Origin of the sequence: Chryseobacterium oleae (assembly GCF_900115055.1) — a bacterium.
GTDB lineage: Bacteria > Bacteroidota > Bacteroidia > Flavobacteriales > Weeksellaceae > Chryseobacterium > Chryseobacterium oleae.
In genome coordinates this window covers 214,914-227,220 of the sequence record NZ_FOVD01000008.1, presented here as the reverse complement: position 1 = coordinate 227,220, position 12,307 = coordinate 214,914, and the positions used below count along the sequence as shown (strand labels likewise).

General features: G+C 37.4%; 8 protein-coding genes. All 8 read right to left on the bottom strand.

What is annotated here, in order from left to right:
* Positions 1-88: 88 nt before the first annotated feature.
* Complete coding sequence (locus BM143_RS20830) at positions 89-523, bottom strand: hypothetical protein (RefSeq protein ID WP_090026981.1); 435 nt, start codon at positions 521-523, stop codon at positions 89-91.
* Positions 520-4,062 (bottom strand): DUF6443 domain-containing protein, encoded by a 3,543-nt coding sequence (locus BM143_RS20825; protein WP_090026980.1) that lies wholly within the window; start codon positions 4,060-4,062, stop codon positions 520-522. Before BM143_RS20825 ends, BM143_RS20830 begins: the two co-directional genes overlap by 4 nt.
* Positions 4,063-4,070: 8 nt before the next feature.
* Positions 4,071-6,869, bottom strand: a complete 2,799-nt coding sequence (locus BM143_RS20820; RefSeq protein ID WP_090026978.1) for a hypothetical protein — start codon at positions 6,867-6,869, stop codon at positions 4,071-4,073.
* Between the two features lie 7 nt (positions 6,870-6,876).
* Complete coding sequence (locus tag BM143_RS20815) at positions 6,877-8,478, bottom strand: T9SS type A sorting domain-containing protein (RefSeq protein ID WP_090026976.1); 1,602 nt, start codon at positions 8,476-8,478, stop codon at positions 6,877-6,879.
* Positions 8,479-8,796: 318 nt separating this feature from the next.
* On the bottom strand, positions 8,797-9,522 hold the full coding sequence (locus BM143_RS20810; protein WP_090026974.1) for a sterol desaturase family protein: 726 nt from the start codon (positions 9,520-9,522) through the stop codon (positions 8,797-8,799).
* 365 nt (positions 9,523-9,887) lie between these two features.
* Entirely contained in the window at positions 9,888-10,160 is a 273-nt protein-coding gene (locus BM143_RS20805; protein ID WP_090026972.1) for a hypothetical protein, read from the bottom strand.
* A 36-nt stretch (positions 10,161-10,196) separates the two neighbouring features.
* Positions 10,197-11,546: a S41 family peptidase gene (locus tag BM143_RS20800; protein ID WP_090026970.1), complete on the bottom strand. Its 1,350-nt coding sequence runs from the start codon at positions 11,544-11,546 to the stop codon at positions 10,197-10,199.
* A 15-nt stretch (positions 11,547-11,561) separates the two neighbouring features.
* Complete coding sequence (locus BM143_RS20795) at positions 11,562-12,302, bottom strand: hypothetical protein (protein WP_228430912.1); 741 nt, start codon at positions 12,300-12,302, stop codon at positions 11,562-11,564.
* Positions 12,303-12,307 lie beyond the last annotated feature (5 nt).

Below are 12,307 nucleotides of genomic sequence, written 5' to 3'. Positions count from 1 at the left end.
CCTATAAAAACAAAAACCAAAGCAAAAAGAAATTTGCTCTGGTTTAATTATTTATTTTTGTCCTTTAATATGTATCGCTATTTCAGGACTAGTCATATTTATTTCTTTTTTTAGATTTTTTAGATTTTCCTTCGTTGTCTATATACAGACCGCACATATTTGTACAATCTTCATAAAAGGTACTTTTCATTTTACTCGTCCAAACTACTTGATCATTGACAGATTCTTCTCTATACTCTGCCTCTGGCAAGCTACCTCTTACATAAACTTCTTTTTTTAATTTAAAATAATATGATTCTCCTTTTTTTAATTTATAATTAAATTTTCCATTTTTTGAACAGAGTTTAGGCATGATAAACATGCCTTTTCCCAGTTTGCTTTTTATATAAATAAGATAACAAGGTTTTAGAGAATCTATATTTTCAACTTTTGCAATTATATTCACTTCACCCTCTTGTTGAATATTTTTATTTGTAGCAAATAAAAATAAACAGTATAAAATTATTATTGATAGTATTTTCATTGTTGTTTAGTTGTAAAGCTACCTAAAGAAGTTTTTACTCCTGTTTTAGTATTGGTCATGATTATTTCTTCAGTAATAGACTTAGGTTTATTTCCTTCACCCATATTTCTTACTCTGATATGGCTTGATACTTTCACAGTTCCGTCTCCATCATTATGTCTCGGATCTAGTTCATTAGCTTTTTTATGAGCAGCCATATATCCTTTGTCATTATTTCCAGGTGTTCCAGCTGGACTGCCTGGGCTATTAAGTATACCCATATAAGCTTCAAGACCCTCATGTAAAGTTCCAACGCCTTTTGGTAAACCTAATGCTTCATCTATCTTTTCATTAACCATTGGATTTACTACATTTGTCCCTATCATTTTTCCATTGCCGGCCATTTTACTTCCGCCATAAGCTCCTCCAGCATAGTAAGTTTCACCATCAAGTCTGTAATCACCATCAGTTTTCAAAACAACTATATTACAATTATCTTCTGTTGCTTTCAAAAATGTCGAAGATGCATCTGTTAATGTTGCTCCTTTTACGGCTTCTGCCATAACCTTACCATTTTTATCCATTGTTAAATTTAATTGACCTTCTACAGATGCTTGCAATAATTCAAGAGCCTTATCTTTATAGTCACCTGTTATAATTACGTCATTTCCTTGTCTTCCGTCAGGATCAATAAAACGTATAGGATTATTAAACGCATAATTATAAGGGCTGTGTCTAGTCATCTTCTCCGCCAACGGATCCACCACACCCCACCTTCCCAAGTCTGACATATAGAACCTCGCTCCATAATCATACATCCCCGTTTCCTGAAGTTCCTTCCCATTGTATTTATAACTGTAATACCCTCCAAGTTTGGAATTACCAAGCATGCCTTCTATATGATTGAGACCAAATGGATAATAGTTGTTGGTATCCGTCACTTCAAGAGCTCCTGCGCTGTTTTTGGCAAAACTTACTCTGGCATTTCCTAAATGATCTCTGTACTGGTAAATATAACGGTTTTCTGTGAAACTGTAAAATCCTTCTGCTGTGGGTACAAAATCCAGTTTCCATTCCGGAGTTCCTCCAAGACCGGGAAATGTTTTTCCTACATTTTCATAGGCCTGCTCTTCAAAAGCAGACTCTGTTCTGCAGCCCAGGCAGGGTTGAAGCCCTCCTCCCGTATCGATGTAGCTGTACTGGAACCCATCCAGATAATCTGTCATTCGTGTGGTGGTCACAGCTCCCCTTCCATCCATTGTACTGGTATAGATTTTTTTCAGTTTGGTTCCGTCTGCACGGTATAGATAGCTGAGATTAGAAATAAAGCTGACACCACCCGTGGTCTGCGCAATATCATAGACATTCGGTAGGTTCAGATAATTGTACGTGATCGTTTGAATGCCTTTATCTTTCATATTGATCATATTCCCGTTCAGGTCATAATCAATGGTATTGTTTCCTCCTTCATATCCTGTATCATTTAAAGAGCTTTCGATAACCTTATTCAAACGGTTTCCGGTATATTTATACTCAAGATCATCCACCTGTGTAGAAGTAGAGCCCAAAACAGGAATGGCATTTCTTTTTAAGAAGGCAATATTTCCGTTTAAATCATAGGTTAAACGTTCATCAAAATTCTTATTATGGGGATTGGTGTTCTCTGGTTCTGCGTATTCGGCATCGGTTAAACGGTTCAGTTTGTCATAGGTGTAGTTGTATCTTTTCAGATTGTTAACCGTTGACATATTCCAGTCTATTTCAGCAATATTTCCATTGAATTTCCCTAATGAAACATCGGTGTAAACAGGATCTGTATATTTTACTTTATATCCAAACAGCTTTCCATTCAGCGTAGCAGGATCATTGATCTGGGTCATCCAGCCTCTGATGTTGTATTTGTAATCGATACTTTGAAGCGGCGAACCCATACTAACTCCTCCCACTTTCTTGTTTTCAAGCTGGGAAAGCTCATTGTACTTGTTCTGAGCCAGAATTTCTTCAGGATTCCCATCTACCTGCTGCTTATGCACCAAAAGTCTGTTCTGGTGATCATAGGTGAAGTTTTCAGTGATGACTCTTTCCGTATCCGTCTCTAACCTTTTGTGTCTGGTAATAACCGTCTGCGGTGTTCCTGTAAAGTCCAGCTTAGATTCTGTTTTAGTGTAGCCACCTAAATGGTTAATGGAATGGGTACCAATTGGCCGGCCTTTGGTGTCGTAATAGGTATAATTCCTGGTCCATCCATAATCACTGGCTTCTGTATTTTTTATATAGCTGGCAGTGGGTAATCCTTTTGTACTGGTCGTTGAATTTTGGGTATTTTCCTGCAAAACACTATCTCCAAGTATCTGTGATGGAATATCTGGTGCTCCTGTAGGATAGGTATCATAATAATTAAGACTCAGAAGATTAGATACTTTGTCATATTGAGGATAGCCTTGGGCAACAGAATAGTACACGCCCATCCCGCTGTAATTCACCACAACGGAAGAGCTTCTGGTTTCATTGTTACTCCCTTTGGTATCTGCATAGTTTTGTTCTTCCAGACGGGAACTTCCCATAGCAAGGGATATTCCAGTCATGATAATTCTTCCAAACTGGTCATATTTCGTGTACAGCCAATGACCTTTCGCATTTAAATTGGCGTCCTGAGTTGCTACCAATCTGTCCTGTTTATCATACACCATAAACTCCCGGCCTTTTCCCGGTAGTTTCTTCTCAACAAGTCTTCCTCTTCCATCATAGCAGTATTGGTAGCACAATTCATCCTGCTTTACTGTATTCGCAACAAGATCACCACGGATGCTTGCCAATGGTGGAATCACAATTGCAAGTTGGTCATATTCATTGTAAACATAATACGTGTCAGCATATTCATCATTGGCAATAACTCTTCTTACCAATACGGTTTGGCCCTTTCCATTTTTGAATTCTATAGTTTCATTCAGGTCTTCATCCTTAACAGAGTTTTTGTACAATTGCCCATCGGTATACAGCCAGTTTTCTTCCAACCGGGACTTTGTTGCCCCATTTTCCCATGAGGTAACGGTGATGAACTTTTTAACCCTATCAGCTACAGTAACCACATCGTATCCAAATTTCACAGGCTTGGTGTTCCAGGCATTTCCTACCTGCTTCTGTTCAAGAATCCTGTTAATAGGAGAACTTTCCAATACTTTTTCTGCGTAGATCTTTTCTAATCCGTAAGGTGTATTGGTAGCATTAGCTAATGGTGTTGGTACAATTGCTCCATTTAGGGTTCCTGACTGTGGAACAGGTAAATAGTCTTTTAATTGTCTTCCAAACTGATCGTATTCTATATGGGTAACGACATCTCGCCCTAAAGGAGAAGCTTTTACGCTAACCACCTGTTTGGGTCTTCCAAGCAGATCAATATACTGAACGGTTTCAGAACTTTTTGTAGGCTGACCAGTCGCATTATAATCGAGATAGGTTTTAGTTTGTACATAATTTTCTGTATTGGGAAGTGGTGTAAGTTGAGCCTGTGCTGAATGAGCGAGCAGCAGCAGTCCAATTGGAATGATTATTTTTTTCATGCTTGTGTTTAGTTTTTATAATTGTATTTGTATTCTTTCACGATCCTGTATACACCATTTTTATCCAACTGTTTGACTTCTTTCAGTCGATTAGCAGGATCATAGATGTAAACTTCTCTGATTCCAGATGGAGGTATGATATTCTTAACACCAATTAATGGACTATAAGTATACGTGCTGATCTGATATCCTGATAGAGCAGAACTGGTTCTGAACACGTTTAAAGCTTCGATCAAAGCCTGTTCGGAAGTATCAGTCCCCAAATGAGCATCATTGTCTGAGGCATTGACGATATTATCAATTAACGATTGAGGAATATCTGAAAGTTTTGCACCCTCAATTTTTGCAATAGGCTGGGTTTTGCTGTAGCCCCAGATGATGGTTGTGGAAATCCCCCCCTTTGTCGTGTATTGTTGTAAGTTCCCGGTTAGTTCATCATATTTATCATATGTTAATTCAACTGATGGCAAATTCTGTAAATTATAAGAAATCACAGAACTTGGAAGCTTATTTAGCTGGTTATCATATCTGGTTTCGGTTTTAGAAAGAAGCTTTCCTGCATCAGAGATATCTTTCCTTTTGATTGTACTACTTTCAAGCGGAATACCGATCATATTAGCATTAATCAGTTTTTGATTATTTTTATCTAAGGCATACAGATAAGATGTTTCATAAACATATCCATCATTAGATGTCGTTTTTTCGTTATTTACCCTATAGTTTGTATCATTTTTGATAACTTCAGATATCGTCTCCGTTACCCCCGAATCAGAGAAGTTTTTTGATTTTATTTTCTGATTCTTTATCCATGAAGTATTCAAATAAAAATTTCCTCCTACTCCAGTTGGAGCTGACAGATACATTAGTGAATAATATTCTTTAAATCCATATTCGAAAGTTTCTTCAACAAGTTTCTTATTAGAAGAACTGTAAATTTCTTTTTTATCAATAAGTCCACTTCTCATTATGTTGAAGTGAGGCCAAAAATCTCGAATAGGATCTATAGTAGGTTGAGTTGGATACGTATCTGCCGCTTTAAAATAATATTTTGTGTAACCATTCCCGTCAGAAACTTTCACATTTTTATATACCATTACGGGGTTTATCGGATCAAGCTCATCAGTACTCCCATCTTGGGTATAATAACCGCTAGAAGCTGTTGGTTCATCAAATTTGTTATATTCATATTCTTCCATTTTCGATGGAACTGAAGGAAAATCGGTAGAATCTCCATCAAAATACTTGATATTTTTTATTCTTAATAATCTGTTTTTTGTAGGTAACAAAACAATAGTCTTAATAGGAGGTGTATCATAGTAGCGGGCAATAAAGTTGACTGGGCCGTCAAAGGGGGCTGAGGGATCGTAATTTACTAAGGAAACATAATATTCACCAGCCGGATATGTTCTTTTCAACATAGATTGGGTATTTCCATCTATTGCGTAGGGCATGTTCTCGTAAACATTCCCCGTCTTTCTATAAAAACCTAATACCCAGGGTGATGTATTCCCAAGTAGGAAAGTTGGTATATCTATGATTACTTCTGTATCTTGGGTAAGTGTAAAATAGTATTTTTTATCCGGGGCATTGAATTGGTCAAATGATACATTGGCCAAGTCTAACATCGGCGATGGATATGTCTCCACAATATTAGTAGCATAGGAAAGAACAAGGTCAAAATTATATTCAACAGTTCCTTTTGTTGGTAATTTCACTTTTTTTAGTACATCCCAAGATATTACAGGAGTCCCTTCAGAGATAGGACTTGACACTTCGGCATAGTCAAATTTAAATTTTTCGATTTCATTTTCACTCACATCTACTTGTTTAAAAGATCTTAATCTTCGATAGGGAAAGAAATCATACTCAAATCTATATTTTTTGATAAACCGATCATTATTATTTTTTAAAACAATATTATTGATACTGAATTTATCATTCTTTTTATTTAAAGATTCATCCTTATCATAATTAAACTCTATAATGCCCCTGTCTTTAATCTCTATACGTTTGATTTTATTGGTTTCTGATTCTGAAATAGCATTTCCAGTACCTAACATATATTTGATATCTTTCAGATAGACATACTTTACCAGTTCATTATTGTTCTCATCCGATATTGAAGTCAGATAAAATGTACTTCTATATTTTCGGTCACCCCTCATTGAGCCGCCTAGTGGCTGATCGTAAGCCCAAACATTCATCATAGAAATATCGTAATCTTTAAAATAATATTTAATACCTTCCTCACTGGTTATAGTAAAGGAGTCAAAAATTAAGGTAGATGTGTTATTGGTCCTGGTATATTCTACTTTTGAAGTATAAGGACTCAATTTTAAAATTTTAAAAGTATTATTTACAGTATTCCTTTCTACTCTAAATTTTCCTGACTCTCCCCCAATGTTAAAATTATATATATCATTGAATTCATTTTTAATATAATAAAACATAGATGCATCATCGAACGATTCATCAAAATCATTCATAACTTCCCTTGAAATAGCTCCTTGCCCCAATAACGACCATCCTGTTCCCACTTCCCCTGCCCAACTATCATTGGAAACATTTCCTGCATGATAATTTAGCTGTAAATTAATATTGACAAACTTACTGTTTGTAGGTACGCTAATTAAAGGATAGGAAATATTGGGAATTCCTGTCTGATAAGAGACTGGAATATTATCATATGTTGCTAATGAAGATACGGAAGGAACAGGTTGCGTAATTCCTACATTAGAACTTGGGGTTTGGCTATAACATACATTTTCAACTAAAAAAAAGATGAGTATAAAAAAGATTTTTTTCATGATTGTGTTATTTCTTGATTAGTTTGGCACTTGCCGTTTTATGAGTATCCGTTTTTATCGTAACCAGATAAGCCCCCTGAATCAGATTCTGAGTATTGATCTTCGTCACTTTATTCTTTGTTTTCAAGCTCTGAAGCTGTCTTCCTCCCATGTCATACAGAATAATATCAGCTTCTTTAAAATCAAAACCTATTTCTACGTAAGCATAATCTGAAACCGGATTCGGATAAATTTTAATGTCTTGTTTTTCGATCAGTTTATTGATCTGGCTGTCTCCAAGCTTTACAATTTTCCAGTTCTCTTTTCCAAGCTCTTCCGCACTGGTTCCTGCCAGGATGATGGAGCCATCTCTGTTTAATTTGATATCTGAAAGTCTTTCCTCTTTCTTTCGGGATTCTCCTTTTACATATTTTCTCCACGCTTCATTGCCGTCCTGATTCAGATACAGCATCCAGAACGTTTCATCATCTGTTTGTATTTTTCCTTCTGCCTGAGTATAGCCTCCTAAAAGAATTCCCTTTGAGGATTTATCATCTGCTGAATGAAGGACACTCATTCCCATTAAAATATCGCGATTCTTGAAATTGTAAGATTTTTGCCAGATTTCATCGCCTCTTTCATTTAAAGAGATCAACCATAAATCTGTTCCTTCTTCAATTCCTACCGTTTTATTCCCTGACCTTTCGGATCTGGATTCTCCACCGATTACATATCCTGCAGATGTCAACGCCAATGTTCTGATATGATCATCGCCTTTCCCCCCGTAATTCTTTTCCCATTCTACTTTTCCAGTTTTATCCAGTTTAACAATCCAGTAGTCACCTTCGCCGAAGTTTTCTGTAGACTTCGCGTTACGGGATACTGGATATGAGATTGCTGAAGACGACTTATCTGTAGAACCCGAAACCCGGATCTCGGAACTCCTCGAGTAAATTCCCAACAAGGTTCCTCCATCCCTTGTCGGAATCATTTTCTCCACTTCATCCAGGCCTTTTCCGCCCAGAACAGTTTCAGAAAGTATTTTTCCGTTTTTATCCAATCTGGAAATCCAAACGTCTTTTGATCCATAACCTTTAGATGAGTTTTGAACATTTCCGGCTACAAAGAATCCGAGGTCTGTTGTTTGAATAACAGATCGTGCTTCCTCATCAGAAGAACTTCCCAATGTTTTTTGCCAAAGCTCATCTCCGAATTCATTGATTCTGATCAGCCAGATATCAGATCCACCTTTGGAATCTTCTTTTTTATCTAATCCTTTTCCAGAATAAGAAGTTCCGGCCAGAAGAAACCCTCCTTCCTGAGTAGCTACAGAAGCTGAAAGATAATCATGGTTCTGTCCTGAGAAATATTTCTCCCAAACCTGTTCACCTTGTTGATTTAATTTAATTAAGTGAAAATCGTAACCGTTATTCTGCTTACTGCCTTCAGCCTGAAGCTTATTGCTTTGGATACTGCTTCCCGAAATAAGATATTGCTGATCAATAGTCGTGGTCACCTGGCTTAGAAAATTCTGCGTAGAAGACCTGATGTCTTTCTGCCACAATACTTCCTGGGCAGACAGCCCCAGAAGCGTGCACAAGGTCAATGCACCGGAATAGAATCTCTTCATCTATCTGTGTTTTAAGTTAATATTAGTTTTATAAATAACGCGGCAAATTTAACACTTTTTAACACATCTACAAGTCTCTTTAATAAGATTTAATGAGAAGTTTATCACTTACTAATGCATTTCCAGTTTTCCCATTACAAAAGTATCCCGGGACAGCGACAGAACGTGACGTATATAAATTTTACAGGTTGTTATTTTGCTTTACTATCAAAGAAATTAAATATCGAAAAAAAATTATAGAAAATGCTTGTCCATGACAGAACTGACAAGAAAAGAGCAGATATATAGAATCCAAATCTGGTAAAAATATTAATGTTATTATGCCCGATACGTTCCAAACAACCTATCCCAAACAGAAGTATAAAAACCAAAGTTTTTGTTTCCATCCAAATGATGCTGATTGTGAAACTTGGTTGTTCCTACAAAGAAACGGTCAAACGATGCAGGAAAGAATTCCCGGTTCAGATGGCCTATCGTTCCCCAGATAAGATTGATGAGTACATAAAGACTTATAGAAAGTATAGAAAAATCATAGCTCATTAATAATGCTAAAATCATGAATCCAAAGCCGATGGTTTCGAAAGGATGCAATACAAAAAGGCTTAGAAAATTAGTACTGACATGTTCATGATGCCTGCCATGCAAAATTTTATATACAAAAGGCAGATGAGCGGCATAATGAAAAAAGTACATCAGAAGATCCATTAAGAGAACTAGAGCAATGGTTTCCAGAACAACAGAAACCGCAGATGGATCAGGGTCAAGGATAATCCAATGGGTTTTCCATAGAAATGCTCCCAACAGCATGACTAAACTGTTACAGAAAACCGTAAGAAGGCTGAGATAGAAATCCGATTGAGTAATAGGATGGTTTTGCTGTTGCAGTATGTCTTTGCGGCATGTTTTTTCAATAAACTGATATAATCCTATTGAAAATAAACACAGAAAAACATTGGATAGAATGCTGAATATGATCCATTGCAGCCAAGAGAACTGCCAGAATATTTTTACATAATCAGAAAAATGAAACCAATCAAAATGCATACACTTGTTATCTGTCAACCTGATAAATGTATGAATTTCATAGTAAAGAATCTAATGAAGACAGAATAAATACCCCATGAAACCTTTTAAACACTTAAAACTCTGCTTGAAAATATCCTGAAAAGAGTAGTTTCACATCCATCAAAAAAACTTAAGTGAACTTCTTATTCTCAATACATTCAACTTCAAAATAACTTAAGTGTTAAAACCTTTTGCAACTGAATCGTGAGCACTTTCTTTACCACGGATTTCACGGATTACACAGTTGATTGAGCATATTTACGGTGCTCTTGTGCGTGATTTTTTTCAACTTCATTCAACTAAAATGTAGAAAGACTTTTGCTGCTTTTTTGGTTACATAAAAATCATTTCTGCCTCGTCTTCCGTCTTAATTCCCTTACGCGCAAAGTCAGCTGTTTACGCAGATCATTATGATATTGTCTGTAGTTTTTAATGCTTCTTTCCAATTGTCTTTTATTGGCCAGATAATCTTCATACAACTCTCCCAATTCCGAGATCTTCGAAATCATGTCAGAAGGCTGGATATCCGAAGCCCCGGCTGTTTTCTTCAGGAGACCGCGGTAATACTCCATCCGGTCTGTGAGGCTGCTGTGAAATTTAGGTTCTATTCCCTGCATGGCTGTTGGTTTATGTATTAAAGCTTAAAAAGACATTCACTTTCCGATGGCTGCTGAAGGCGTATCGCTTTGAAATAAAATCTTAAGACCCTTGTCCAAAACCTCCTTGCCGGCCGATTTTGAATAAATACTGTTCAGGGCAGATGAAATCAAAGTTTCTTCTGAATCTCCTAATGCAAGCAGTGGAAGCGCGGTAAATTCGTTAGCTGCAATCTGTGGAGGAATTCCGTTGCTGTAAGCTCCTTCCCCATTGGCATTAAAAACTTTATAGATCACCGGATGAAGCTGCCAGGAGATCTTTTTGGGCTTCCGTTTATCTTCCACCATAAATCCGGCCATATCTTTGCCCAGTGTCACATCACCTACCTGAACGACCTGTAGATAAGGTTTAAGATTGTTGATCACAATTTCTGATGCAGAAGCCGTACTGTTTGAACTTAAGACATAGACTTTATTCAGTCCCAGGGCGTTCGCTCGAAGGGTGTTGAAATCAAGGGCTGCAGGATCATAAGCAATCTGCTGGGCAAATGTTCTTTTTACTTCGCCTCCGTTTTTGTTTCCTTTATATACAATGAATGGTGATGTTGCTGTAATATTTGACGGAATCAGGGAACAGAGCGCCGCAGCTGAAGATACGGAACCGCCGTAATTGTAACGGAGATCCAAAATCAGTTCCTGTACTCCGGAAGCTTTGAATAAAGCGAATTTCTGATTCAGTACTGATGTCATTCCATCCGGAAAATCGTAGACGTAGAGATAGCCTGTCTTTTTCCCGTTCTTTTCAAATATTTTTGATTCCAAAGGTTGTTCAAAAGAGTATCCGTAATACACTTTGATGTTCTTTTCATCCGCAACCGATCCGTTTTTCCAGTTTCCTACCGTGAGATCTATTACGGTTTGGTCTTTAATCGATGAGGTTAGTTGTTCTGCATTTGATGCCGTAATCGCCTGGCCATTGATTTTTGTAATCATCATTCCTCTCTGCAACCCAGAATTGAACGCCGGAGAGTTTTTCATCACCAGCTTAACGGTGGTCACTATATTTCCATTGGGGAGCTGTATCACTGCATAATCAAAACCATACATATTCCGGACAGACCGCGGATAAGAAGAAGGGGCCTGAGGATCTACCGCAAATGAAAAACGGTCCTGAGGTGACAACAGGCTTTTAAAAAAATCTTTCACCGGAAGATGGTAATCCGGTTTCGCAGGCATCTGATCTGCCCAATAGTAGTACCGCCTCATGCTGTCCTGTACCCAAAGGTTGACAGATTCGGTGCTTCCTTCCGGAAAATTGGGACCGCCCTCATCATCATGGTTGCATGATAAGACCAATAGTAAAACTGCCACAAGCAGCAATAGATGAGAATAAATATGTTTCTTCATAGAGACGGGCTGGTATTACAGATAATCTGCTACATCGATATCTCCTTTGACCGTAAAGACACCATTTTCCATTTTTTCCTGAATCACGATCAGATTCGCTCCCATGTCCTGTTTTATTTTAACTTTGATGATTTCAGATCCGACATAAGGAGTGGTAGTTCCGGATTGATACAATTCAAGATAAACCGGAGCTGTATTACTGAAATAGTTATATATTTTTACCTCCGTAAAGCTCTTCTTTCCGATGTTGTCAAATTCTGCCAGCACTACTCCATTTTCTCTTCTCAGAATTCCTTTCACATGGGCTAATGGGGTTCCGGAATATTCACCCAGGTTTGGAAAAATGAATTCAAATCCTACTTTTCCCAGATTAACCTGTGGTTTTACGGCTGAAGCCTGAAGAAAAATCCCCGGAAGATTGAAAAAGTTCAGGGTTTTGTAATCGTCGATATTATTGTAGGTCATATTATAATGGGCTACCTCAGCGCCCGTTTCATTGTTGTAGATTCCAAGTCTGTCTGTTTCGCCTTCATCTAAGACAAAATCAATTCTGGTTTCTATTTTATTGGTGTAAGACGTACTTCCGTTGATGGATACCGGAGTTCCGTTCAGTCTCAGCTGAAGAATGTCCGGTTTAGAATATCCTTTGATCGTAACCTGAGCAGGTTTCTGCGATTTATCAAACGGCTGCATCACGCTGCTGTCTGCACAGGAAACCAATAGAGTAAAAAATAAAAGTGCAATGAACTTATTCATTTATA

Excerpts from the sequence above, each read along its gene's own strand:
- BM143_RS20830 (WP_090026981.1), bottom strand. The coding sequence starts at position 523 with ATGAAAATACTATCAATAATAATTTTATACTGTTTATTTTTATTTGCT.
- BM143_RS20825 (WP_090026980.1), bottom strand. The coding sequence starts at position 4,062 with ATGAAAAAAATAATCATTCCAATTGGACTGCTGCTGCTCGCTCATTCA.
- BM143_RS20820 (WP_090026978.1), bottom strand. The coding sequence starts at position 6,869 with ATGAAAAAAATCTTTTTTATACTCATCTTTTTTTTAGTTGAAAATGTA.
- BM143_RS20815 (WP_090026976.1), bottom strand. The coding sequence starts at position 8,478 with ATGAAGAGATTCTATTCCGGTGCATTGACCTTGTGCACGCTTCTGGGG.
- BM143_RS20810 (WP_090026974.1), bottom strand. The coding sequence starts at position 9,522 with ATGCATTTTGATTGGTTTCATTTTTCTGATTATGTAAAAATATTCTGG.
- BM143_RS20805 (WP_090026972.1), bottom strand. The coding sequence starts at position 10,160 with ATGCAGGGAATAGAACCTAAATTTCACAGCAGCCTCACAGACCGGATG.
- BM143_RS20800 (WP_090026970.1), bottom strand. The coding sequence starts at position 11,546 with ATGAAGAAACATATTTATTCTCATCTATTGCTGCTTGTGGCAGTTTTA.
- BM143_RS20795 (WP_228430912.1), bottom strand. The coding sequence starts at position 12,302 with ATGAATAAGTTCATTGCACTTTTATTTTTTACTCTATTGGTTTCCTGT.